Genomic DNA, 24,095 nt, shown 5'->3' with positions numbered 1-24,095 from the left:
TGAAGTGGTCATGGCAAACAAACTCTTTCAGTAAACGGTATAAACAGTTTATATAGTTTATTGCCAATGCTCATGGAAGGTCAACCACCAGTTCCCAAGGGGTCTTCTGCCATGCCTGGATTTCTTCGCGCAGCAGGTGTGCAGATTGCGGAAACGCCGTAGCCCAGCCAGCGCGGGCTTTCAGAATGAAACGGTGGCCTTGAGTCTGCAGTGACAAGCCCTGGGTGTCGGGGTCGCGGCGGGCGTGGCACAGTGCCACAGCCAGCCGCATGCTCAGCAGTTGAAGCACGAAGACGGGGTCTTGCAGGTCCGCTTCCAGCTTGCGGACCTTGCCGCGCTGGCCTTGAACCAAGATGCCCAAGCGATGCAGTTCAGGGACTGCAAATCCGGCTGCATCGGTGTTGTCGAGGATGTAGGCGCCATGGCGGTGGGAATCGCTATGGGATATCAGGCAACCAATTTCGTGAAGCCGGGCGGCCCAGTCGAGTTTGCGCGATGCTCGCTCACTTCCAAAAGGCGTAGCCTGGTCAAACAGCGTACAGGCCGTGCGCGCAACCCGTTCCGCGTGCTCCATGTCCACGCCAAACCGCTGCATCAGGCCGTTCACGGTGGCGGTGCGCAGGTCGGTTCCGGGTTGTTCGCGGTCCAGCAGATCGTAGAGTGCGCCTTGGCGCAAGGCGCCCTGGGCCACCTGCATCTGCTCGATGTCCAGCAGATCAAACACGGCGCGCAGTACGCTGATCCCTCCGCCAATGACGGCGCGCCGTTCTTCCTTGAGGCCTTCCAGGCGGATGCGATCCGCAGATTGGGCGCGCAGCAGGCGTTCCTGCAGCCAGTCGAGGCCTTCGCGGGTGATGACGCCTTGGGGGCCGCCCGCAGCTGCAAGCACGTCGCCAACGGCGCCAGCTGTGCCGGAGGATCCGTAGGCTACCTCCCAGGCATTTGGCTGGAAGGTTTCCAGCGCTTCGTCCAGCACGGCCTTGGCTGCAATTTCGGCAGCCAGGAACGCCTGCGTGGTGAACTCGCCATTGGCAAAGTAGCGCTGCGACCACGCTACGCTGCCCACGCGGTACGAGGCCACGGCATGGGGCGTGAATTGCTGGCCCAAAATGAGTTCGGTGGAGCGCCCCCCGATGTCCACCACCAGGCGGCGCTCGTCGGACTGCGGGAGCAGGCGGGCGACGCCCTGGTAGATCAGCCTCGCTTCTTCGGGGCCGGAGACGACGTCGATGGGATAGCCAAGCACTTCGCTCCCGCGTGACAGAAACTCTTCCCGGTTGCGTGCTTCGCGCAGGGTCTGGGTGGCCACGGCGCGGACCTGCGAGCGCGGAAATCCAGCCAAGCGCTCTCCAAATCGCGCCAGGCAGGCCCAGCCGCGCTCCATGGCGTCTCGGGTCAGATTGCGGTCTTCGTCCAGGCCATTGCCCTGGCGCACGGTCTCCTTGAGGTATTCCACCCTCTGGATATGACCGAACTCATAACGCCCGATTTCAAGGCGAAAACTGTTGGAGCCGAGGTCGACTGCGGCGAGGCGTGTGCCGTTCTGCATGTTTTTCTGATTGGAGCTTCGTTCGGCATGGTACCGCGAGCGTCTGGTGCACCCGCGCAACGCGCATTGCCACCGGGATGGCGGGTGGGCTGATCGTAAGAATGTGATCTTCGCCAGTGTCTGCGGCTTGTATGACAAATCAATGACGGCGTTGCTAGTGCTGGATGGGTCGGGATGTAAATGTGGCAGTTGCGGGTATGAGGAAGGTTTGTGTCACTGAATTGTCATCTGTGGGCCCTAGAGTTCAGCCTGTTCCTGTCAACCCTAGCCAAAAGGTACTGAATAATGAAACGCACATTTCTCAAAACCGTCGCTGTAGCACTGGCCTCCATGGCTGTAGGCAGTGCTTTTGCGGCAGACATCACCGGCGCGGGCGCAACCTTCCCGTTCCCCATGTACGCCAAGTGGGCTGAAGCCTACAAGAAGGAAACGGGCACAGGGCTGAACTATCAGTCCATCGGTTCTTCCGGGGGCATCCGCCAGATTCGCGCCAAGACCGTGGCCTTTGGTGCTACCGATGCCCCCTTGCCGGGTGCTGACCTTGACAAAGATGGCATGGTGCAGTTCCCCGCAATCATTGGCGGTACGGTGCCTGTGGTCAACCTGGAAGGCTTCAAGCCCGGCGAGTTGCGCGTGACTGGCCCTGTGCTGGCAGAAATCTTCCTGGGCAAGATCGCCAAGTGGAATGACGCCAAGCTGGCCGCGCTGAACCCGGGCAAGACCTTGCCGGACCAAAACATCACCGTGGTTCACCGCGCTGATGGTTCGGGCACCACGTTCAACTGGACCGACTACCTGTCTGCTGTCAGCAAGGAATGGGCAGACTCCGTGGGCAAGGGCGCTGCCGTGAAGTGGCCTGCTGCGTCGTCGGTGGGTGGCAAGGGCAATGAAGGCGTGGCCGCCAACGTGACCCGGGTGAAGGGTGCTGTAGGTTATGTGGAATACGCCTACGTCAAGAAGAACAACATGAACTTCCTGCAGCTCCAAAACGCTGACGGCAAGTACGTGAGCCCTGATGACAAGACCTTTGCCGCAGCCGCAGCCAGTGCAGACTGGTTCAGCGTCCCAGGCATGGGCATCTCGATGGTCAATGCCAAGGGTGCAGAGAGCTGGCCCGTCAGCACCGCATCGTTCATCCTGATGTACAAGGACCCTGCAGACAAGGCCCAATCGGCCGAAGTGCTGAAGTTCTTTGACTGGGCGTTCAAGAATGGCAAAGGCATGGCCACGGAGTTGGACTATGTGCCGCTGCCTGACAGCCTGACCGCCGAGATCCGTTCCAAAGTCTGGTCGCAGATCAAGAAGTAAGTCAGTCTGCCCCAGAATACCCCCCATCGGCCGCCTTGGCTGGCCGATGGGTGCTGGTTTGTGGGGATCTCCAGAAGCCAGATGGGAGTCAACATGAGCGTGGGAACCACCATGAGTTCGCAACCCGGGTCCGCCAAAAAGACGGACGCCCCTACGGAGTCGATGGTATCGATTGCCAGGCGGCAGCGTCTTCAGGACATCTTTTTTCATCGGTTGACCCAAAGTCTTTCGCTGCTGGTGTTGGCGGCGTTGCTGGGGATCATCGTCTCTCTGTTTATCTACGCTTGGCCGACGTTCCATAAGTTCGGTGTCCAGTTCATCTGGCGCGTGGAATGGGACATCATCAATGAAGAATTCGGTGCTGCGATTGCCATCGTCGGCACCCTGGCCAGTGCTGGCATTGCGCTGCTGATTGCGGTGCCTCTGGCTTTTGGCATTGCCCTTTTTCTGACGGAAACTTGCCCGGTCTGGCTGCGGCGCCCCCTGGGCACCGCTGTGGAGCTGTTGGCGGCCGTCCCCTCGATCATCTACGGCATGTTCGGTCTGTTCGTGTTTGCCCCGCTGTTTGCTGATTACTTCCAGATGCCGGTGCAAAAGCTGCTGGGCTCCATGCCGCTGGTGGGCTTTCTGTTTGGCGGCAGCACCAACGGCTTTGGCATCCTGGCGGCCGGTATCGTGCTCGCGTTCATGGTGCTGCCGTTTGTGGCGGCAGTGATGCGCGACGTGTTCGAGATTGTTCCGCCCATCCTGCGCGAGTCTGCCTACGGCCTGGGCTGCACGACCTGGGAAGTGGTGCGCCGCGTGGTGCTGCCTTACACCCAGAAGGGCGTTATAGGCGGAATCATGCTGGGCCTGGGCCGCGCTCTGGGGGAGACCATGGCCGTGACCTTTGTGATCGGCAACGCCAACCGCATGCCGACATCCCTCTTTTCGCCGGGAACCTCGATTGCCTCTACGCTGGCCAACGAGTTCGGCGAGGCGGCTGACTTCCATCTTTCCACGTTGTTCGCGCTGGGTTTCCTGCTGTTCGTGATCACCTTTGTGGTGCTTTCGGCCGCCAAGATCCTGATGTTGCGTGCTGAAAAGGCCAAGGGCCTTTGAGTCCTCATGCCCTGACCATGAACCTCTTTTGAGACAAGCTCCATGGAATTCAACCAACAACTCTACAAAAAGCGCCAGCGCTCCAACGCCATCGGGCTAACCCTTTCCCTGGGGGCGATGGTGCTGGGTCTGTTCGTGCTGCTCTGGATCCTGAGCGTTCTGCTGTCCAACGGCTTTGCTGCGCTGGACTGGAACATGTTCACCCAGTCCACGCCGGCGCCCGGATCGGAAGGCGGCGGGCTGGCCAATGCCATCGTCGGTAGCCTCATGATGGTGGGTTTTACCGTGCTGGTATCCACACCGATTGGTGTACTGGCTGGCGTCTACCTGGCGGAATACGGCGACCAGAGCAAGACGGCCGAACTCACCCGCTTTGTGACCGACATCATGCTGTCCGCGCCCTCCATCGTGCTGGGCCTGTTCGTCTATGCCATTGCCGTGGCGACGGTCGGCAACTTCTCAGGTTGGGCCGGTAGCCTGGCCTTGTCGCTGATCGCCGTGCCGGTGGTGGTCCGTACCACCGAGAACATGCTGCGCCTGGTGCCCGGCAGTCTGCGCGAGGCTGCTTTTGCACTGGGTGCACCACGCTGGAAAGTGTCCACCATGGTCACCCTGCGTGCTGCGCGCAGTGGCGTGATGACGGGCCTGCTGCTGGCTGTTGCCCGCATCAGCGGCGAGACTGCGCCGCTGTTGTTCACGGCGCTCAACAACCAGTTCTTCAGCACCAACATGAATGCCCCCATGGCCAACCTGCCGGTGGTGATCTTCCAGTTTGCCCTGAGCCCTTACGAAAACTGGGTGCGCCTGGCCTGGGGTGGGGCTTTGCTCATCACCTTGTCGGTGCTGATCCTCAACATCGTGGCGCGGGTTTTCCTGCGCGAGAAGAGCCGTGCCTGACCTGTCGGCCCATTACGCAGACACCACCCAGACAGCCTCCATTTTCAGGATTTGACAATGAACGCCACCGCTACCGTCACCCCCAGCAAGAATGCGCTGGAACTTCGCAACCTCAGCTTCTTCTATGGCAAGTTTCAGGGGCTGCGCAACGTCAGCCTTAACATTGCCGAGCACAAGGTGACTGCTTTCATTGGCCCCTCGGGCTGTGGCAAGTCCACCCTGCTGCGGACTTTGAATCGCATGTACAGCCTGTACCCGGGCCAGCGTGCCGAAGGCACCATCAACTTCTACGGCCAGGACATCCTGGACCCCAAGCAGGACATCAACCTGCTGCGCGCCCGCATCGGCATGGTGTTCCAGAAACCCACGCCGTTTCCCATGTCCATCTACGACAACATCGCCTTCGGTGTGAAGCTCTACGAAAGCCTGAGCAAAAGCGAGATGGACGACCGCGTGGAATGGGCGCTCTCCAAGGCCGCCTTGTGGACCGAGGTGAAGGACAAGCTGCACCAAAGCGGTTTGTCGCTCTCCGGCGGACAGCAGCAGCGCCTGTGCATTGCACGGAGCGTGGCGGTCAAGCCTTCTGTGCTGCTGCTTGACGAACCCACCTCGGCGCTGGACCCGCTGTCCACTGCCAAGATCGAAGAGCTGATCGACGAACTCAAGCATGACTACACGATTGCCATCGTGACGCACAACATGCAGCAGGCTGCCCGCTGCAGCGACTACACGGCCTACATGTACCTGGGCGAAATGATCGAGTTCGGTGCCACCGAGCAGATCTTCTTCAAGCCCGAGCGCAAGGAAACCGAAGACTACATCACCGGCCGTTTCGGCTAAGGAGACAGCAGATGCCCGATAAACACCTTTCGTCCCAGTTCGACAGCGAACTCAACAGCGTCTCCGCCCGTGTGATGGAGATGGGTGGCCTGGTGGAATCGCAGATTCGCCAGGCGGTATACGCCCTGTCGCAGTTCAGCCTGGAGGCCGTGGAGACCGTGGCCTCGATGGAAACCCGTATCAATGCGATGGAAGTCGAGATCGACCAGGAGCTGTCGTCCATCATCGCCCGCCGTCAGCCGACGGCGCGCGACCTGCGCCTGCTGCTGGCCTTCTCCAAGGCCACAGCCAACCTCGAACGCATGGGTGATGAGGCCAATAAGATGGCCCGTATGGTGCGCTCCATCATCGAGAGTGGTGCACCGCGCTCGCTGCCGTCGAGCGACCTGCGCACGGCAGCCGAGCTGGCGTCGGGCCTGCTGCGCAAGACGCTGGATGCTTTTGCGCGCCTGGACGTCAAGGCGGCGGTGGCCATCCTCAAGGAAGACGACCTGATCGACAAGGAATTCGATGGATTCGTGCGCAAGCTCATCACCTACATGATGGAAGACCCGCGCACCATCTCCCCCAGCCTGGACCTGCTGTTCCTGGCCAAGGCGATTGAGCGCATCGGCGACCATTCCAAGAACGTGGCTGAGTTGATCATCTATCTGGTCAAGGGCAAGGATGTGCGCCACACTGCCCTCGATGAGATCGAGTCAGCCGTTCTGTAAAAAAAGAGCTTTGGCAAAACTATGAGAAAGCTCCCACGCGTCCTCATCGTTGAGGACGAACCTGCGATTGCCGAGTTGATTGCAGTCAATCTACGCCACAACGGATTCCAGCCCTTTTGGGCGGAAGATGGTGACTCGGCCCAGCGCGAGCTGGATGCCGTGCTGCCGGATGTCATCCTGCTCGACTGGATGCTGCCGGGGCAAAGCGGCTTGTCGCTGGCACGCAAGTGGCGTGCGGACAGCCGCACCAAGCCGATCCCTATCCTGATGTTGACGGCCCGGGGCGATGAACCCGACAAGATCGCCGGGCTCGATGCGGGTGCCGACGACTACATCACCAAGCCGTTCTCCACGCAGGAGCTGCTGGCGCGGATCCGTGCCGTGCTGCGCCGTCGTGCTCCCGAGCAGGTCAGCGACAGCGTGACCATTGGCGAGCTGGTGCTCGACGCCGGCACCTACCGCGTGACCTTCCAGGGGCAGCCGCTCAAGGTGGGCCCCACCGAGTTCAAGCTGCTGCATTTCCTCATGAAACACGCCGAACGTGTGCACAGCCGCTCACAATTGCTCGACAAGGTGTGGGGTGACCATGTTTTCATCGAGGAGCGGACGGTGGATGTGCACGTCAAGCGCCTGCGCGAAGCCCTGGGCGCCGCCTCCGTGATGGTGGAAACCGTGCGTGGCGCGGGCTACCGGCTCACCGCCCAGCCCCAGGTGCAGTTGCAGGCCTGAGAGCCTGGTGATGATCTTCAGCGATAGAGTGAACAGGTGCTGAGGACGCGGGCCTGATGTTGTCGATGGGGCGCACAGGATGCGCCCCTGTTTTTCTGAGAAGGCGTTGCTGACCGCATGCTGTGGCGTATTTCGTATTTCCTGCTCTGGCAGATCGCGGGTGGCGGGCTGGGATGGTGGCAGGGTGGTCCCTGGGGCGCAGCCCTGGGCGCCGCCCTGGCGGCGTGGGCCTGGTTTGTCTGGGATCTGCTGCGTGGCGCGCGTGTGCTGCGCTGGCTGCGCACGGGTGACCTGTCCGAAGTCCCGGCCATGCGCGGCATCTGGGGTGAGGCGGCAGACCGTGCGCGGCGCCTTTTGCGCAGACAGGAGACCCAGATCCGCGACAGCCAGGACCGGCTGCAGGAGATACTGGCTGCGCTGCAGGCCACGCCCAATGGGGTGGTGCTTCTGGATGCGCAAGGCCGCATCGAGTGGTGCAACCAGATGGCCGCCAGCCAGTTCGGCTTTGACGCCCAGCGCGATGTGATGCAGTCGATCGGCAATCTGGTGCGCGATCCAGAGTTCACGGCCTACTATGCCGCCCAGGATTTCAGCCACGATGTGGTGCTGGAGGGGCGCTTCAGCACGCCATCGCGGCCGGTGCGCATCTCGGTGCATCTGCACCCCTATGGCGACGGGCGCACCCTGCTGCTGTCGCGCGATGTCACGGCGCTGGAGCAGGCCGAGGCCATGCGGCGCGACTTCGTGGCGAACGTGTCCCATGAGATTCGCACACCCCTGACGGTGCTGACCGGTTTTGTCGAAACGCTGCAGACCTTGCCCCTGAGTGCCGACGAGCGCTCGCGCTATCTGGGCATGATGGCCCAGCAGGCGCTGCGCATGCAAAGTGTGGTGCAAGACCTTTTGACCCTGTCGCGCCTGGAGGGCAGTCCGCCACCGGGGATGGCGGAGTGGACGCCCGTGCAGGCGCTCATGCAGCGGTGCGAGGAGGAGGGGCGTGCACTGTCGGCCGTGCTCTCGCAAAACCAGCCGCGCCAGCATGTCATGGTGTTTCCGTCGAAGGACGCGTTGCATGCTGAGGGCGACATTGCAGGCGTGCCCACCGAGTTGCAAAGCGCATTGTCGAACCTCATCAGCAATGCGGTGCGCTACACGCCTGCGGGTGGGGTGATCACGGTGGCGTGGCACCGCATGGAAGATGGCTGCGCAGTTTTCTCGGTGCAGGACACAGGCCCGGGAATCGCACCCGAACACATTCCGCGTTTGACAGAGCGTTTTTACCGCGTGGACCGCAGCCGCTCCCGCGAGACCGGTGGCACCGGCCTGGGGCTGGCCATCGTCAAGCATGTGCTGCAGCGGCACGGCGCCACGCTGGACATTGCCAGCACCCTGGGCAAGGGCTCGGTGTTCTCGGTCACCTTCCCTGCGAACCGGTTGCGCGGGTTTTCGCTGCCGGTCTGACCGCACGCCACAGCATGGCCAGGAACAGCGCGGCAGTGAGCCACAGCGCCACCGCGCTTGCGGCCCAGAAGGGTGTGGGCGATGGCTCCGCTGCCCAAGGCCCCAGGCCCCGGTAGGCCAGCAGGTAGCCGCCCCCCAAGCCCGCACCCCACAGCAACACGCAATACACCACCAGCGGCGCCACGGTGATGCGGTAGCAGCGCAAGACAAACACGCACAGCGTCTGTAGTGCATCGGCTGCGTGGTACGCAGCGACCCACACGATGACGCCGCCCGTCAGGGCCAGCACGCCGGTGTTGGTGGAGTACAAACCGCCAATGTGATTCTTTGCTATTAATAATATAGCTGCTAGCGCAATACCAATAAGCGCTGAAAGCCTAAAACCTATAAAAACCACCTTGCGCGCGCGTGCGGGATCGCCAGCGCCCAGCCAGTAGCTGACGCGGGCACTGGTGGCGATGGCCAGCGACAGCGGCACCATGTAGAGCACAGCCGCCACATTGGCCGCGATCTGGTGCGCCGCCGATGCGGTGGTGCCCTGGCGTGCAATGAACAACGCCATCAGCGTGAACGACGTCACCTCCACCATCACAGCCAGACCGGCCGGGATGCCCAGGCGGGCAAAGCCCGCAATGGTGGGCCAGTGCGGGGGCTCCATACGGCGCCAGATGCGCAGAGGCTCATAGATGTCCTGCGTGCGCAGCAGCCAGATTGCCAGCGCAAGCATGCTGCCGTTGACCACCAGGGTGGCCCACGCGCATCCCACCACACCTTGCGCAGGCAGCCCTGCGCCGCCAAAGGTGAACCAGATCGACAGTGGCAGCTTGATGAACAGCGAGCCCACCTGCAGCCAGGTCACCAGCTTGGGGCGGCCCAGTGCCTGGTTCAAGGTGCTGTAGATGCGAAAAAGCAGGGCAGGCAGCAGTGCCAGGGCCAGCACGGCCAGGTAACTCTCCACCTCGGTGCGCAGGGCTGGCGGCACCTCAGTCCAGCGCAGCAGGGGTGCGGGGGACAGCAGGATGGCCATGCCCACCAGCGAGGCCGCGCCGCACAGGTACAGCGACTGCCGCAGAGACCGGCCCAGGCTGTCGGTCTGCCGGGCGCCGCGCAACTCGGCCCACACCGGAAGCAGCGCCTGCAGCACGCCAATCAGCGCCACATACACGCTGATGAAGATGGCGCTGCCCACCGAGAGTGCCGCCAGCGAGGCTTGTCCATGGCGCCCGGCGACGATGGTGTCTGTCACGCCAAACGCCATCACCGCCAGTTGCCCGGCCAGCACCGTGATGGCGTGGCGCGAGATGGTCGAAAGCTCCGACATTACTCCGGCATCATTCGGGCATCATTCGAGCATCAGCGTGCAGGCCCTGCACGGTGAAAGACCAGGAGGTGGTCATTCTTGTCAGTGGGGCGTGGAATGGTGGCACGGGCTTCCCAGCGTGCCACATTCACCATGCGCTCGGACGGAGGCCAGGAGGCGATGTCAGCCACCAGCCAGTCGCACTCGTCCTGCAGGCCCGCCCTCTGAAGCGAGAGGCCACCGTGGTACTGCAGAGCCGCCACCTGGGCACGGTTCAACCCTACCGTCTGCACACAGCCCGGGGATGGGCCCAGTGCGGCCATCACACTGCGAACCTGGGGGCGATAGCTGCGGGCGTAGTCCAGTAGCGGTAACCACAAAGTCATCAGCAGCAGCCAGCCCAGCGCAGCGCCGCTGGCTGGCAGCACCAGGCTCTTCCAGATGGGCGCCCGGTTGCGCGCGGCGCGCCACCACACTAGGCTGCACCAGCCCACGGTGGCCGCCAGGGCCACGACCAGCGCCAGTGCGGAAAACTGCGGCACAAAACCAGGGGCCAGCTTGGCCACATTGGCTGCAGGCTTGGCGGGAACGCCCGTTTGCATGGCAATCCAGATCACCCAGATCGCCAGCGCAGAAACGGTGAAGAACAGCAGCGTGAACCAGTCGATCAGCGCCCCCACACTGCGCCGCAGCGTGGGCAGTGCAAACGCTGCCAGTGCCGCCAGGGCCGGCAGACCGAGCAGGAGGGCCCTGTCTGCAGGTTGGGTGGTGATGGTGGCGGCAATGGAGACTGCCGAGAACCACAGCGGGAGCAGCAGGTGCCTGTGCCCCTGGCGGCTGATGATCTGCTTGCGCCAGCGCCATAGCGTCCACAGGGCCAGGGGCCAGGCGGGCCATCCAAACCACAGCAGCAGCCGCGCCAGGCTCTGCCACTCTTTGCCGCCTGAGCCGGAATCCACAATTCGCCAGCGCCAGAGATCGAGCCCCCAGGCGATCAGCGCCGCTGCCAACGTGATTGCCCCGAGGGCCAGGGCCCAGCGCAGGCGATGGTCTGTCTGGCTGCCTGGCGCATACACCACCACCACCATGCTGCCCAGTCCCAGCAATGCTGCAAGCGCCGGCGCGCCTGCCAGCGTGAGCCCCACCATGCCTGTGGCCAGCGCCACGGCAGGGGCTACGGTGCGGTGGGGCATGGCTGCAACCGCAAAAAAGATCAGCGCCGTGCAACTGAGCTGCACCAGATAGCTGGTGACCTCATGCGAGAGCTGCGCGAGGCCCAGGCAGGCAATCAGGGCCAGCAACCCGCCATCGGCAATGGCGCGGGCGTAGTCGGGTGGATTGGCTTCGCCCCCAAAGGCAAAGGCCACAGGCTGGGCGCCGGGGCTGCGTGCGAGGTAGTAGACGGCGTACCACGTGGCAATGAGGGTGATGACCAGCAGGAGTGCGAAGGGTAGGCGCACCGCCATCTCGGCAGAAACCCACTGGGGCGCTAGCTGAATTGCCCAAGCGCCCAGCCAGTACGGCAGCAGTCCTTCGGTTTCCGGGGGCATGCCGCCCAGCAGGGGGCTCAGCCAGGGCGTGTGCCCGTGGGCCAGCTCCAGCATGTAGCCAAACGCCGTGACATCCGCACTTTTCCACGGGTCGCGCCCGACGAAGCCGGGCACGACATAGGCAATACACAGCAGTACCAGTGCCCAGCGTGGCAGGGGGCTGACAGCGTTCTGGGTAACGATGGCGGGGGTCGGTGGATTCACGCGTCAGAGGGCGGCAAAGCGAAGCCACCGAGAATAAGGGCAAAACCAACGGAAAAAGGCAGCCCGGTTGCCCGGGCTGCCTTTTTGGCGGGAACGCAAGGGCGAATTACTTCGCTGCGGTCTTGCCGAAACGGTTGCGGAAGCGCTCCACGCGGCCACCCATGTTGTCCACCGACTTTTGCGTACCGGTGTAGAAGGGGTGCGATTCAGAAGACGTATCCAGCTTGAACAGCGGGTATTCCTTGCCTTCGAAGGTTTCCATTTCCTTCGTGTTCACGCAGGAACGGGTCACGAACTTGAAGCCGTTGGACAGGTCCGAGAACAGGACTTCGCGGTAGTTGGGGTGAATGCCTTCTTTCATGATCAATCCTTGTCAAGTGCGGGAGCCGCGCTGAACCCGGAGCAACCTTTGCGCCGTGGAACATCCAACGTACTTTCCGCAGAAAAAGCCCTCTATTATTGCACAGGCGGTTTGATGGCATTTTCGCGACGGCCCGTAACGGCTGAAACTGGCAAGGCCTTGGCCAGAACCGCCGCGCAAGGGCCGCCCCGCCGCGCTGGCGGTGTCTCCCTTCCTGAATTGCGTAGCAATTCGAGAGAAGGGGGGAAGGCGCGAAAGCGCCTCAGAGGGTTGTCACCCTCCTCTTCGCATCATGTCAAAGAAGTCCACATTGGTCTTGGTGGCCTTCATGTTCTTGATCATCAGCTCCATCGACTCGATCTCGTCCATGTTGTACATGAACTGGCGCAGGATGCGGGTCTTTTGAAGGATCTCGGGCGCCAGCAGCAGCTCTTCGCGGCGCGTGCCGCTCTTGTTGAGCTCGATGGCGGGGAACACGCGCTTTTCGTACAGGCGGCGGTTCAGGTGGATTTCGCAGTTGCCCGTGCCCTTGAACTCTTCAAAGATCACTTCGTCCATGCGGCTGCCGGTGTCGACCAACGCGGTGGCGATGATGGTGAGCGAGCCACCTTCTTCGACCTTGCGCGCGGCGCCGAAGAAGCGCTTGGGGCGCTGCAGTGCGGCGGCGTCCACACCGCCCGAAAGCACCTTGCCGCTGGAGGGCACGACGTTGTTGTAGGCGCGCGCCAGGCGGGTGATGGAGTCCAGCAGGATGACCACGTCCTTCTTCAGCTCGACCAGGCGCTTGGCGCGCTCGATCACCATCTCGGCCACGTGCACGTGGCGGGCGGCGGGCTCGTCGAAGGTGGAGGCGATGATCTCGCCCTTCACCGTGCGCTGCATTTCGGTCACTTCTTCAGGGCGCTCGTCCACCAGCAGCACCATCAGGTGCACGTCGGGGTTGTTGGCCGTGATGGCGTGGGCGATGTGCTGCATCATCACCGTCTTGCCGCTCTTGGGCGGGGCGACGATTAGCGCGCGCTGGCCACGGCCGATGGGCGCAATGATGTCGATGATGCGGCCTGTGATGTTTTCTTCGCCCTTGAAGTCGCGCTCCAGCTTCATCTGTTCCTTGGGGAACAGGGGCGTCAGGTTCTCGAACATCACCTTGTGCTTGTTCTGCTCCGGCGGGCCGCCGTTGACGGAGTCGAGCTTGTTCAGGGCGAAGTAGCGCTCACCATCTTTGGGTGTGCGGACTTCACCTTCGATCATGTCGCCGGTGTGCAGATTGAAACGGCGCACCTGGCTCGGGCTGATGTAGATGTCGTCCGTGCTGGCGGTAAAGCTCGTGTCCGGGCTGCGCAGGAAGCCGAAACCGTCGGGCAAAATTTCCAGCACGCCATCGGCAATGATTTGTTCCCCGGTCTTGGCCCGCTTCTTGATGATCGCAAACATCAGCTCCTGCTTGCGCATGCGGCCGGTATTTTCGATTTCGAGTTCTTCGGCTTGCTTCAGGACTTCAGACACGTGCAGTGCCTTGAGTTCGTTTAAGTGCATGGAATGACTCCTTGGCGGAGCTGGTATGAATCTTGGGGGAGGAGGGCTGGTGCCAGATGGGCTGCTGTTTGCAGGTCTGGCTCGCCGGGGATCTCGGTCCGGCTGCCAATGCGTGCAGGCCGGTGATCTGAAGGAATTATGACAGGAAAAAAAGCGGGAGATTCACGGGATCCGAATTCGGTCTGTGTCTGGCGCTGCAAGTGGTGTCGTGAAAACAAACAACCCCGCGTGCATGGGCAGGCGCGGGGTTGTGGGTGCGGATCAGGCCAGTTGCTGATCGATGAAGGCGGTCAGTTGTGCCTTGCTCATGGCGCCGACCTTGGTGGCGGCCAGCTGGCCGTCCTTGAACAGCATCAGTGTGGGAATGCCGCGAATGCCGAACTTGGCGGGGATCTCGCGGTTTTCGTCCACATTCATCTTGGCGATCTGCAGCTTGCCCTGGTAGGTGCCTGCCACTTCGTCCAGGATGGGGGCAATCATTTTGCAGGGGCCGCACCATTCGGCCCAGTAGTCCACCAGCACGGCGGAGCCGGGTTGCAGCACGTCGGCTTCAAAGCTGGCGTCAGAGACATGTTTGATGAGTTCGCTGGCCATGGCGGATTCCTTGATTTTGAGCGGGTTGTGACCGGTGTACGTTTAAAGTCTGGGCATTGTGACAGAAACCAATCCCACGTTCACCGGTGTGGCCGGGCCTTGCGACGCTATGACAGTCATAGCGAAAAGCGATCAAACCAGTGGGTTTGCTGTCGCCAGCACCGCCTTGTGGCAACGTGCTCTGGCCCAGGTTGCCGCACATGCCCAGGCCCATGGCGCCCATTTGGCGCGCACAGTGGTGTTGGTGCCCTACGCCCAGCTCATGCCCTGGGCCCAGCGCCACTGGGCGCTGCAGTTTCCGCAAGGCTTTGCGCCGCGCTTTGAAACCACCCGCAACTGGGCTCGCCAGTTGCAGGTGTTTGAGCCTTCGGCCGACGACTTTGCGGGCGACGTGGCGCGCGACACCCTCACGGCCCGCGCCTTGCTCGATCGTGTGGGGCAGGGCGCCCAGCGCGAGATGCTGGCCACGCCCCTGCAAGAAGCCGCCGCCCAACTGGCCACCGCCGTGGCCGCTGTGCCCCCCGCGCAGCGCGCGGCCTGGGGCGACGAGGCCCGCAAACTGCTGGCCACCGCCGACGAGGGCAGCAGCCTGCATTACGAGGCCCTGGTGACGCGCCTGGCGCTGGAATGGGTGCTGGCCTCACGCCACGCCACCGATGTGCTGTTCGAGCCCGGTGTGCGCGCGGCGGTGGATGCGCTGGTGGTGCTCGAAGGCTTTCAATCCGACGCGCTGCCCCAGGCCCTGCTGGCCCATTGGGGCGAGCAGGGGGCTTGTGTTGCGCTGCCAGCATTGGTCGATGAAGCTCCCGCGCCGCCAAAACGCTCTCTGCATGCCGCCACCGATGCCGAAGACGAAGCCCACCGCGCCGCTGCCTGCGTGCTGGCCCATGTGCGAGATGGCCGGGTGCCCGTCGCGCTGGCCGCCACCGACCGCGCACTGATCCGCCGCGTGCTCGCTCACCTGGACAGCAGCGGCGTGCTGGTGCGCGATGAAAGTGGCTGGATTCTCTCGACCACACGCGCTGCTTCGCGGGTCATGGCCGCGCTGCAGGCCGCTGCGTGGAATGCCTCGTCCAACGAGGTGCTGGACTGGGTCAAACACACCCCCGCGCTGATGCCGGGCGAGGTCAACCGCCTGGAGCAATGGCTGCGCAAGGGCGTGGTGCAGCACTGGAGCGCCGCCACCGCGCGGGATCTGAGTGCGCAGCCCCACCTGGCCCGCACCGTGGCCACCGTGGAGGTCTGGCGCGACACCCTGCGCACCGCTCGCCCGCTGGCGCAGTGGCTGCCCGCCCTGCGCGCCGTGCTGGAGCAGGCGGGCCAGTGGCAAGGACTCTCGGCCGACCCGGCCGGCATGCGTGTGCTGGCTGCCCTGCGCCTGCAAGACGGCCAGCAGGCCGAGCTGGACGCCTGGGGTGACAGCGCGGGCCGGCGCATGACGCTGGCCGAATTCACCCGATGGGCCAAGGACGTGCTCGAAGCCGGGCGCTACGTGGCCGCACAGGCCGCCGATGCGCCCGTGGTGGTGGTGCCCCTACAGCAACTGCTGGCCCGTCCCTTTGCCGCCGCCGTGCTGCCGGGCTGCGATGAAAAGCGTTTGCAAGCCGCACCTGAGCCATCAGGCGACTGGTCGCAGGCTCAGCGCGAGGCCTGGCGCCTGCCCACACGCCAGTCGCTGGAGGCCGCCCAGCGGGCCGCCTGGGCCCACGCCCTGCGCACGCCCGTGGTGGACGTGCTGTGGCGCACCGGCGACGAGGGCGGCGAGCCCCTGTTGGCCAGCGCCCTGGTGCTGGCCCTGCAACTGGATGGCGCCGCTACACCCGGCACGGACGACCGTGCGGCCCGTGCAGTGGCCGCCACCCCCACACTGCGTCCCCAGCCCGTGGGCCAGGCGTTGCCGGTGGCGCACCTGTCGTCCACCGCGTATTCCGACCTGCGCCATTGTCCGTACCGCTTCTTTGCACAGCGCCAACTGGGTCTGCGCGAGGCCGACGAACTGGATGCCGAAGTGGACAAGCGCGACTTTGGTAACTGGCTGCACGCCGTGCTGCAGCACTTTCACGAGGCGTTGCAGGCTGAGCCCACCGACCACCCGGACGAGCGCCGCACCCGCATGGACGCCGCCGCCGAGGCTGTCACCCGCGAGCAACGGCTGCGAGACGGAGACTTTCTGCCCTTTGCCGCAGGCTGGGCGCAACTGCGCGACGGCTACCTGCAATGGCTGGCAGGGCACGAGCAGCAGGGCGCCACCTTCCGCCAGGCCGAGGTCAAGGCCCGCCAGCCGCTGGGCGACCTGGAGCTGGTTGGCACCCTCGACCGCATCGATGGTGTCTCGTCCACTGGCGAGCCCACGGTGCTGGTCATTGACTACAAAACCGAAAGCGACAGCGTGACCCGCCAGCGCATCAAGAGCGGAGCGGAGGACACGCAACTGGCCTTCTACGCCGCCCTGCTGAGCCACGATACCCTGCGCGCTGCCTACGTCAACGTGGGCGAGCGCGGCGAGACGCAAATGCACGAACAGGACGAGGTGGTGCACCTGCGCGATGTGCTGGTTGAAGGCATCCAACACGACATGGCCCGCATCGCCGCCGGTGCGCCGCTGCCCGCGCTGGGCGAGGGCTCGGTGTGCGAGTTCTGCGCCGTGCGCGGACTGTGCCGCAAAGACTACTGGGCGGACGCTGAACAGGCGTTGCCCGCGCAAGAGACGCCATGACCGTCAGCATTCCACAACCCACCCAGGCCGCCTACGAACACAACGGCCGCCCCGTCTCGCGCGAGGCCTTCTATGCCATTGCCTGCGACCCCGCACGCAGCGTGGCGGTGGAGGCCTGCGCGGGTGCGGGCAAGACCTGGATGCTGGTCTCGCGCATGTTGCGAGCGCTGCTCGACGGCTGCGCGCCGCACGAGATCCTGGCCATCACCTTCACCAAAAAGGCCGCGGGCGAGATGCGCCAGCGCCTGCAAGAATGGTTGGAGCAGTTCAGCCACAAGCCGCTGGAAGAGCTTACGGCCGAGCTGATTGCACGTGGAATCAGCCCCCAAGGCGCGCTGGAAAAGCGCGAGGCGCTACAAAATCTATACCGCCAGCTGCTCGAAGCGGGCCGCCCGGTGCAAATCCGCACTTTCCACAGCTGGTTTGCCGCGCTGCTGGGCACAGCCCCGCTGGCGCTGCTGCAGCAACAGGGCCTGCCCGCGCACTTTGAGCTGCTCGAAGACGATGCCGAGGCCGTGCGCGAGGTCTGGCCCCCGTTCTTGCAGACCGTGGCCGAAAGCGCCAGCCTGCGCGCTGACTACGAAGCCGTGGTGGCTCGCCACGGCCGCTCGCAAACCCACAAGGCCCTAGCGGCCGCGCTGGCCAAACGGGTGGAGTTTGATCTGGCCGACGAGGCAGGCGTGGTGGATGCGTCGGTGCCATCCTTCCAGCTCGCGTACCCCGATCTGGCCGCGTTGGCCGAGCCCGCCGAGGCCCTGCAGACCGACGCCGCCCTGCAACGCTGGCGCAGCCGCGCCGGCGCCTTGGGCGCAGAGGCCAACAAGACCCCGCAGAAGGCGGCGGACGCCATCATCGAGGCGCTGGCCTGCACCGACCTGAACCAGCGCCTGGACATGCTGCGCAAAGCGATGTTTGTGGCCAAGGAAGACCGCCTCTCCAAGAACCTGGAGAAGTTCCCCGCCGCGCAGGAGGCCGAGCCCGAGTTGCAGCGCCTGCTCACCGCTCGCCGCCAGCACGAGGCCTGGCAGCACCAGCAGCGCATGGCCCGGCTGGCGCGCTGCCTGATTGCGCAGTTTGTGGCCGTCAAGCAGCAGCACGGCTGGGTGGACATGAACGATGTGGAGCGCACGGCCCTGGTCATGCTGGCCGACCCGGTGCTCAGTGGCTGGGTGCAGGAGCGGCTCGATGCCCGCATCCGCCACCTGCTGGTCGATGAGTTCCAGGACACCAACCCGCTGCAGTGGCAGGCGCTGCATGCGTGGCTGTCGGGCTACGCGGGCTCGGGCGGTGGGGCGGCCGCGCCCAGTGTGTTCATCGTGGGCGACCCCAAGCAGAGCATCTACCGCTTTCGCCGCGCCGAGCCGCAGGTGTTCATCGCCGCGCAGGCTTTTGTGCGCGATGGGCTGGGCGGTGACCTTTTGAGCTGCGACCACACACGCCGCAATGCGCAGGGTGTGATCGGCGCCGTCAACGCCGTCATGGGCCAGGCCCAGGCGCAGCAAGAGACCAGCGGATTCCGCGACCACACCACCGAATCCAAACACCCAGGCCAGTTGCTGCGCCTGCCCGCCATCACCGATGCGGACGACGACACCCTGGGTGCAGGCCGCGACCCCCTGGCCTGGCGCGACAGCCTGACCGAACCGCGCCACGAGGCCGAGGAAACCCAGCGCATGCGCGAATGCACCCAGGCCGCCGCCTGGGTGGCCGCGCAGATTGCCAGCGGCACGCCGCCCAAAGAGGTGCTGGTGCTGGCCCGCAAGCGCGACCGCCTGGCCAGCATGCAAGACGCCCTGCGCTCCCTGCACCTGCCCTGTGTGCAGCCCGAAAAAGCCGACCTGTTCGACGCGCCCGAGGTGCAGGACATGGTGGCGCTGCTTGACGTGCTGGTTTCGCCCACACATGACTTGTCTTTGGCCCGCGCGCTCAAGTCGCCCCTGTTCGGCCTGGGCGACGAGGCCCTGGTGGCCCTGGCCACGCTGCGCCGCCAGAGCGAGCATGCGGGCAGCAGCTGGTTTGATTTGCTATCAAAAAGTGAGCTATCAGGGCGTGATCATCAGGCGGTGGGGGCTGTTTTGACCCAATACCAGGCCTGGGTGGGCAGCCTGCCGCCGCATGATGCGCTGCATGCCATCTACGAACATGGCGATGTGCTGGCCCGCTTTGCCGCCGCCGCCCTGGTCACCCAGCGCCAGGCGGTGCAGGCCAACTTGCGCGCGCTGCTGGCCGCGTCGCTGCAGCACGACGGCGGCCGCTACCTCACGCCCTATGCCTTTGTGCGGGCCATGAAGAAGGGGGGCGTGCGCGCGCCCGGCCGGGCCGATGCGCAAGCCATCCGCCTGCTGACGGTGCACGGTGCCAAGGGGCTGGAAGCCGACTGCGTGCTGCTGCTGGACACCGACACCCGCCCGCAAAAAGCCGAGACCATGGGCGTGCTGGTGGACTGGCCCGGCGAGCAGACCGTGCCCGCAGCCTTCGTCTTTCTGGCCAGCGAATCGACCCCCCCGCCCAGTGCCGAAGCCGCGCTGGCCGCCGAGCAGCAGGCCCGCAGCCGCGAGGAATTGAACATGCTTTACGTGGCGATGACGCGCGCCAAACACTGCCTGGCGCTGTCATCCGTGTTGCCCAGCAATTCGGCGCCGGGCAGTTGGTGGAACCGGCTGGCACCACTGGTCACCGAGGTAGACGCGGGCACGGCCCCGGCACCTGCCGCCGGGGCCGGGGCGGCCCCCGATACCTTCACCATCGCCGCGCTGCAACCCTTGCCCGAGGCCCTGCAAAGCGCCCGCACCAAACCGGGTGCTGCAGCCGCCGATCCCAGTGGCGCCACGCCCGTGGGCATGCCAGGCGATGGCGACTCCACGCCCCTGTCACGCCAGGGCGATGCCATGCACCAGCTGCTGGAGCAGGCCGGTGTGGCCGGTGCCCCGCTGGCCGACCTGCGCACCCACGGCTGGCCTGCTGCGCGCATTGCAAGGCTGGCCAGCGACCACGACATTGCCCCTGCAGCGGCCGAGTTGGCAGCCCGCATGGCACAGGGCATCCTGGCGGGCGAGGGCGCCTGGGCGTGGGACCCGGAGCAGGTGCAGACCGCCATCAACGAAGCCCCGCTCCATTACCAGGGCCAAAGCCTGCGCATCGATCGGCTGGTGCTGCGCCGTGCCCTGTCTGCAGATGATGCCGTGGCAGGCTGGTGGGTGCTCGACTACAAAAGCGCCGCCCAGCCTCAGCGCCAGCAAGCGCTGGTGACGCAACTGCAGCGCTACCAAGAAGCCGTACGGGCCCTGATGCCGGGCGAGGCCGTGCACGCGGCCTTCCTCACAGGCGATGGGCGTTTGGTGCGGGCAGGGGGCGGGCCCACCCCTGCCGCCGTCGGGCATACTCTCGCCCCCGCTGCGCCGGATGCCCCGGCAAAGCCCGAGCGTCCGCGCCCCGCGCCGGGGCCTGCAGATTCTGCGCAAGGCTCTTTGTTTTGACCCGCACCCAGGGCTTCCAATCCGCGCAACGCCCCCATTTTTTAGCAAGGTTCTCCCGTGTCTCACACCCTTTCTCCTTCCGATTCACCCGTCGCACCAGCCCTGTCTGCGGGGACTTTGCGGTGCGATGTGGCCATCGTCGGCGGTGGCCCGGCGGGCCTGATGGCGGCCGAGGTGCTGGCCCAGGCGGGGGTGGCCGTTCATCTGTTCGACGCCATGCCTTCGGTGGGGCGCAAATTTCTGCTGGCGGGCAAGGGCGGGCTCAACCTCACACATTCCGAGCCCCATGCTCCGTTTGTCAGCCGCTATGCAGAGCGCCAGCCTCAGCTCGAACCTTTGCTGCAGGAATTTGGCGGGCCCGAGGTCCGTGCCTGGGCGCAAGGCCTGGGTGTAGAGACCTTCGTGGGCACCTCCGGCCGCGTGTTCCCCGCCGACATGAAGGCCGCGCCCTTGCTGCGCGCCTGGTTACAGCGCCTGCGCGGGCAGGGCGTGGTGTTCCACATGCGACACCGCTGGCTGGGCTGGTCGGACGACGGTGCCCTGCGTTTTGCAGCCCCTGCAGGCGAGGTGCCAGTGGCCGCCAAGTCGGTGGTGTTGGCGCTGGGCGGCGGTAGCTGGGCACGCCTTGGGTCGGATGGTGCCTGGGTGCCGCTGCTGGCGCAGCGCGGTGTGGCCGTGGCGCCGCTGCGGCCCTCCAACTGTGGTTTTGACGTGCTGCGCGCCGATGCGCCGGCGGGTGAGACGCGCCGCGCGTTCTTGCAGGAGCTGATCGGCCGGACCCCCGTTCCCGCTGTGGGCTGGACGCCCCATTTTGTCGAGCGTTTTGCAGGCCAGCCCTTCAAGACGGTGGCGCTGGCTTTTACCGACAGCCAGGGCCGCACGTTCAGCCGCAGGGGTGAATTCGTGGCCACAGTGACAGGCGTCGAGGGCAGCCTGGTCTACGCCGCGTCGCACCTGCTGCGCGACGAGATCGAGGCCCACGGCCATGCCACTTTTCATCTGGATTTGCTGCCCGACCACACGCCGGAACGCGTGCTGGTGGAAGTGCGCCATCCACGCGGATCACGTTCATTGTCCAGCCACCTCAAGAGCCGTCTGGGGCTCGATGGCATCAAGGCGGGCATCCTGTATGAACACCTGGGTAAGGACGGCATGAACGACCCGGGGGCTCTGGCACACGCCATCAAGGCACTGCCCATCACGGTCGTGGCCACACGGCCCATCGACGAAGCCATCAGCACCGCCGGTGGTGTGGCTTTTGAGGCGCTGGACACGCACCTCATGGCCCGTGCCTTACCGGGCGTGTTCTGCGCGGGCGAAATGCTCGATTGGGAGGCGCCCACCGGGGGCTATCTGCTCACGGCCAGCTTGGCCAGTGGCCGCGTGGCGGGGTTGGGCGCGCTGCACTGGCTGCGCCAAGCTGCCTGAACTTGAACATGCTGAACGAAAGGGGCTTGCGCCTGAGGCGAAGGGCCTGGCCTTGCCAGGCATGAGGACATCGCGAAGGATGTCGCCGCTGGGAGCGGGGCTGCGCGACAGCGCAAAAAAAGAAGTTGACGAGCCTTACCCCCGGCACTGACTCCACAGTTAGGGCTGCTTGGTTCCCCACCTGACCCGGTTGGCCGCTTCACCATGCGAGGAGGCCCGTCACCGGCGATTGTACGACGGATGCGGGCGCACTTTTCTGAACAGCCCCGTTGCCGTGGACGCTGGAAGGACACTCGGCACAGCCCGTAGAATCTGCCGGATGTCCTACCTCGTGCTCGCCCGCAAGTACCGCCCCCGCAATTTCACCGAAATGGTGGGGCAGGAGCATGTGGTGCAGGCCCTCACCAATGCGCTCAACACACAGCGCCTGCACCATGCCTACCTGTTCACAGGAACGCGGGGTGTGGGCAAGACGACGGTGTCGCGCATTCTGGCCAAATCGCTCAATTGCCAGGGGCCCGACGGTCAGGGCGGCATCACCGCCACACCCTGTGGCGTGTGCTCGGCCTGTACGGATATCGACAGTGGTCGCTTCCCGGATTACACCGAGCTGGATGCTGCATCGAACCGGGGTGTGGACGAGGTGCAGAGCCTGCTGGAGCAGGCGGTCTACAAGCCAGTGCAGGGCCGCTTCAAGGTCTTCATGATCGACGAAGTGCACATGCTCACGAACACGGCGTTCAATGCCATGCTCAAGACGCTGGAAGAGCCTCCTGAATACCTCAAATTCGTGCTGGCCACGACCGACCCGCAGAAGGTGCCTGTCACGGTGCTGAGCCGCTGTCTGCAGTTCAACCTGCGGCCCATGGCGCCCGAGACGGTCCTGAGCCATCTCACGCGGGTGCTGGCATCGGAAAACGTATCGTCCGAGCCCCAGGCACTGCGCCTGCTCTCGCGCGCCGCGCGGGGCTCCATGCGCGATGCACTGTCGCTCACCGACCAGGCCATCGCTTTTGGCAGCGGCCAGTTGCAGGAAGCCGCCGTGCGCCAGATGCTGGGCGCGGTGGACCGCTCCTACGTGTTTCGCCTCATCGGAGCGTTGGCCGAGGGCGATGGCAAGACCGTTGTGGAAACCTCGGACACGCTGCGCCTCAATGGCCTGTCTGCCGCCTCCACGCTCGAAGAAATGAGCGCCGTGCTGCAGCGTATGGCGGTGTTCCAGGCCGTGCCCCAGATGGCAGGCGCCGTGGATACCGACGACCCCGAGGCCGCAGAAACGGCCCGCCTGGCCGCGCTGATGCCTGCTGACGAAACCCAGCTGCTCTACAGTTTGTGCCTGCACGGGCGCGGTGAACTGGGTCTGGCGCCCGATGAGTACGCGGCACTGACCATGGTGCTGCTGCGCTTGCTGGCGTTCAAGCCTGTAAGCGGTGTTGGCGGCGTTGGCGAATCGGCTGAAAAAAAAACTCTGACGCGGGCTGAAGCGGCGCTTTTAGGCCCGCCAGCTGCGGTTTCTGCGGCTCCCGCAGCCGCTGCGGTGGCTGTTCCGGCCGTGCCAGCGCCCGTGGCTCGAACGGCGGTGGCTCCTGCGCCTGTTCTCAGCGTGCCACCGGCTGTGCCTGCCGCAGCGATTGCAGCAGGTGTGTCGCCAGTGTTGGCGCCGGAGGTTTCTGCAGAAGCCGCCGAACCCGTGGACTCATCGGAACCGCCGCCCTGGCCTGGCTCGGAAGCGCCGGGTGCTGGGTCACCTGCAAACTCCGCCGCCACGGCACTGCCGGTGCGTACGCCCGAGAGATTTGGACAAAATCAGCACCCAGCGCAATTCCAGAAAGCGCAAGGTGCTCCTGAATATGTAGCAATCCCGGTGCGTGAATCGCCCGAACCAGGGGAGCGTTTGCAACCGTTGCCGCTTTCTGCGCCCACGCCCGTCTCTGCGCGCTACACGCCCACCGAGGAGGGCGATGTCTGGCATGCCACCGTGCAGCAGATGGTGGCGGCAGAATCGATTACCGCCCTGGTGCGCGAACTGGCCCTGCAGTCGCAACTGGTGGCGCGCGATGGGGGGCACTGGTTGCTGCGTGTGGAGCGTGAGTCGCTGAACCAGCCTACTGCACGCGAGCGCCTGCGCGCCGCGCTGGAGGCTGCTGGCCACGCCACCCAGATCAGTGTGGAGGTGGGCCACGTCATCGACAGCCCCGCCCGCCGCAATGCCGCTGCCGCTGCAGAGCGGCAGCGCCGTGCTGAGGAGATTGTGAACAACGACCCCTATGTGCAGTCGCTGGTGCGCGACTATGGCGCGAGAATCGTGCCGGGCAGCATCAAGCCTGCGTGA

The 24,095-nt window shown here is 64.7% G+C and carries 17 protein-coding genes and 1 other RNA gene; 11 read left to right on the top strand and 7 right to left on the bottom strand.

Going from position 1 to position 24,095, the window contains the following annotated elements:
* Window positions 1-70: 70 nt before the first annotated feature.
* Complete coding sequence (locus NFX52_RS09085; protein ID WP_055398214.1) at window positions 71-1,549, bottom strand: Ppx/GppA phosphatase family protein; 1,479 nt, start codon at window positions 1,547-1,549, stop codon at window positions 71-73.
* A gap of 285 nt (window positions 1,550-1,834) precedes the next feature.
* Here NFX52_RS09085 and pstS point away from each other — a divergent pair, with 285 nt between their 5' ends.
* The 7 genes from pstS (at window position 1,835) to phoR (ending at window position 8,598) form a co-directional block, all read left to right on the top strand.
* On the top strand, window positions 1,835-2,857 hold the full coding sequence (gene pstS / locus NFX52_RS09080; protein ID WP_055398213.1) for a phosphate ABC transporter substrate-binding protein PstS: 1,023 nt from the start codon (window positions 1,835-1,837) through the stop codon (window positions 2,855-2,857).
* A 111-nt stretch (window positions 2,858-2,968) separates the two neighbouring features.
* Window positions 2,969-3,958 (top strand): phosphate ABC transporter permease subunit PstC, encoded by a 990-nt coding sequence (gene pstC, locus NFX52_RS09075; protein WP_228897760.1) that lies wholly within the window; start codon window positions 2,969-2,971, stop codon window positions 3,956-3,958.
* A gap of 42 nt (window positions 3,959-4,000) precedes the next feature.
* The gene (gene pstA / locus NFX52_RS09070; RefSeq protein WP_055398211.1) at window positions 4,001-4,855 is read left to right on the top strand and encodes a phosphate ABC transporter permease PstA; all 855 of its coding nucleotides are present in this window, start codon (window positions 4,001-4,003) and stop codon (window positions 4,853-4,855) included.
* A gap of 57 nt (window positions 4,856-4,912) precedes the next feature.
* Complete coding sequence (gene pstB / locus NFX52_RS09065) at window positions 4,913-5,695, top strand: phosphate ABC transporter ATP-binding protein PstB (RefSeq protein WP_055398210.1); 783 nt, start codon at window positions 4,913-4,915, stop codon at window positions 5,693-5,695.
* A gap of 11 nt (window positions 5,696-5,706) precedes the next feature.
* A complete protein-coding gene (phoU, locus tag NFX52_RS09060; RefSeq protein WP_055398209.1) occupies window positions 5,707-6,408 on the top strand; it encodes a phosphate signaling complex protein PhoU in 702 nt (233 codons plus the stop codon).
* A 21-nt stretch (window positions 6,409-6,429) separates the two neighbouring features.
* Complete coding sequence (gene phoB, locus NFX52_RS09055; protein WP_029412769.1) at window positions 6,430-7,137, top strand: phosphate regulon transcriptional regulator PhoB; 708 nt, start codon at window positions 6,430-6,432, stop codon at window positions 7,135-7,137.
* A 117-nt stretch (window positions 7,138-7,254) separates the two neighbouring features.
* Entirely contained in the window at window positions 7,255-8,598 is a 1,344-nt protein-coding gene (gene phoR, locus NFX52_RS09050; RefSeq protein ID WP_055398208.1) for a phosphate regulon sensor histidine kinase PhoR, read from the top strand.
* On the opposite strand, the gene NFX52_RS09045 is transcribed toward phoR, so the two are convergent.
* The 5 genes from NFX52_RS09045 to trxA all read right to left on the bottom strand — a co-directional run bounded on the left by NFX52_RS09045 (window position 8,552) and on the right by trxA (window position 14,143).
* On the bottom strand, window positions 8,552-9,919 hold the full coding sequence (locus NFX52_RS09045; protein ID WP_055398207.1) for an MATE family efflux transporter: 1,368 nt from the start codon (window positions 9,917-9,919) through the stop codon (window positions 8,552-8,554). The two genes, phoR and NFX52_RS09045, sit on opposite strands and share 47 nt — an antisense overlap.
* Before the next feature lie 32 nt (window positions 9,920-9,951).
* Window positions 9,952-11,652 (bottom strand): hypothetical protein, encoded by a 1,701-nt coding sequence (locus NFX52_RS09040; protein WP_055398206.1) that lies wholly within the window; start codon window positions 11,650-11,652, stop codon window positions 9,952-9,954.
* 106 nt (window positions 11,653-11,758) lie between these two features.
* On the bottom strand, window positions 11,759-12,013 hold the full coding sequence (locus NFX52_RS09035; RefSeq protein WP_008906759.1) for a type B 50S ribosomal protein L31: 255 nt from the start codon (window positions 12,011-12,013) through the stop codon (window positions 11,759-11,761).
* A gap of 273 nt (window positions 12,014-12,286) precedes the next feature.
* On the bottom strand, window positions 12,287-13,549 hold the full coding sequence (rho, locus tag NFX52_RS09030) for a transcription termination factor Rho (protein WP_055398205.1): 1,263 nt from the start codon (window positions 13,547-13,549) through the stop codon (window positions 12,287-12,289).
* Between the two features lie 261 nt (window positions 13,550-13,810).
* Window positions 13,811-14,143 carry a thioredoxin TrxA gene (gene trxA / locus NFX52_RS09025; RefSeq protein ID WP_008906761.1) on the bottom strand — a complete coding sequence of 111 codons (333 nt, stop codon included), beginning with the start codon at window positions 14,141-14,143 and terminating at the stop codon, window positions 13,811-13,813.
* Between the two features lie 109 nt (window positions 14,144-14,252).
* Here trxA and NFX52_RS09020 point away from each other — a divergent pair, with 109 nt between their 5' ends.
* The 3 genes from NFX52_RS09020 to NFX52_RS09010 are packed head-to-tail and all read left to right on the top strand — an operon-like array spanning window position 14,253 to window position 21,763.
* Window positions 14,253-16,859, top strand: coding sequence for a PD-(D/E)XK nuclease family protein (locus NFX52_RS09020; protein ID WP_055398204.1), 2,607 nt, complete (start codon window positions 14,253-14,255; stop codon window positions 16,857-16,859).
* Window positions 16,856-20,335, top strand: a complete 3,480-nt coding sequence (locus NFX52_RS09015) for a UvrD-helicase domain-containing protein (protein ID WP_055398203.1) — start codon at window positions 16,856-16,858, stop codon at window positions 20,333-20,335. The genes NFX52_RS09020 and NFX52_RS09015 overlap by 4 nt, the downstream gene beginning before the upstream one ends.
* Window positions 20,336-20,392: 57 nt before the next feature.
* The gene (locus NFX52_RS09010; RefSeq protein ID WP_369801347.1) at window positions 20,393-21,763 is read left to right on the top strand and encodes a TIGR03862 family flavoprotein; all 1,371 of its coding nucleotides are present in this window, start codon (window positions 20,393-20,395) and stop codon (window positions 21,761-21,763) included.
* Between the two features lie 124 nt (window positions 21,764-21,887).
* Here NFX52_RS09010 and ffs read toward each other — a convergent pair.
* Window positions 21,888-21,984, bottom strand: an RNA gene (gene ffs, locus NFX52_RS09005) — signal recognition particle sRNA small type.
* Between the two features lie 98 nt (window positions 21,985-22,082).
* On the opposite strand from ffs, the gene dnaX reads away from it, so the two are divergent.
* Window positions 22,083-24,095: a DNA polymerase III subunit gamma/tau gene (dnaX, locus tag NFX52_RS09000; protein ID WP_252635612.1), complete on the top strand. Its 2,013-nt coding sequence runs from the start codon at window positions 22,083-22,085 to the stop codon at window positions 24,093-24,095.

The sequence above is a fragment of the Acidovorax facilis genome, from assembly GCF_023913775.1.
GTDB classification, from domain to species: domain Bacteria; phylum Pseudomonadota; class Gammaproteobacteria; order Burkholderiales; family Burkholderiaceae_C; genus Acidovorax; species Acidovorax facilis.
The sequence above is the reverse complement of the archived record's forward strand: the minus strand, read 5'-3'. Positions and strand labels throughout refer to the sequence as shown.

What these genes read in the sequence shown, in the direction of transcription:
- NFX52_RS09085 (WP_055398214.1), bottom strand. Translation starts at nt 1,549, where the DNA reads ATGCAGAACGGCACACGCCTCGCCGCAGTCGACCTCGGCTCCAACAGT.
- pstS (WP_055398213.1), top strand. Translation starts at nt 1,835, where the DNA reads ATGAAACGCACATTTCTCAAAACCGTCGCTGTAGCACTGGCCTCCATG.
- pstC (WP_228897760.1), top strand. Translation starts at nt 2,969, where the DNA reads ATGAGTTCGCAACCCGGGTCCGCCAAAAAGACGGACGCCCCTACGGAG.
- pstA (WP_055398211.1), top strand. Translation starts at nt 4,001, where the DNA reads ATGGAATTCAACCAACAACTCTACAAAAAGCGCCAGCGCTCCAACGCC.
- pstB (WP_055398210.1), top strand. Translation starts at nt 4,913, where the DNA reads ATGAACGCCACCGCTACCGTCACCCCCAGCAAGAATGCGCTGGAACTT.
- phoU (WP_055398209.1), top strand. Translation starts at nt 5,707, where the DNA reads ATGCCCGATAAACACCTTTCGTCCCAGTTCGACAGCGAACTCAACAGC.
- phoB (WP_029412769.1), top strand. Translation starts at nt 6,430, where the DNA reads ATGAGAAAGCTCCCACGCGTCCTCATCGTTGAGGACGAACCTGCGATT.
- phoR (WP_055398208.1), top strand. Translation starts at nt 7,255, where the DNA reads ATGCTGTGGCGTATTTCGTATTTCCTGCTCTGGCAGATCGCGGGTGGC.
- NFX52_RS09045 (WP_055398207.1), bottom strand. Translation starts at nt 9,919, where the DNA reads ATGTCGGAGCTTTCGACCATCTCGCGCCACGCCATCACGGTGCTGGCC.
- NFX52_RS09035 (WP_008906759.1), bottom strand. Translation starts at nt 12,013, where the DNA reads ATGAAAGAAGGCATTCACCCCAACTACCGCGAAGTCCTGTTCTCGGAC.
- rho (WP_055398205.1), bottom strand. Translation starts at nt 13,549, where the DNA reads ATGCACTTAAACGAACTCAAGGCACTGCACGTGTCTGAAGTCCTGAAG.
- trxA (WP_008906761.1), bottom strand. Translation starts at nt 14,143, where the DNA reads ATGGCCAGCGAACTCATCAAACATGTCTCTGACGCCAGCTTTGAAGCC.
- NFX52_RS09020 (WP_055398204.1), top strand. Translation starts at nt 14,253, where the DNA reads ATGACAGTCATAGCGAAAAGCGATCAAACCAGTGGGTTTGCTGTCGCC.
- NFX52_RS09015 (WP_055398203.1), top strand. Translation starts at nt 16,856, where the DNA reads ATGACCGTCAGCATTCCACAACCCACCCAGGCCGCCTACGAACACAAC.
- dnaX (WP_252635612.1), top strand. Translation starts at nt 22,083, where the DNA reads ATGTCCTACCTCGTGCTCGCCCGCAAGTACCGCCCCCGCAATTTCACC.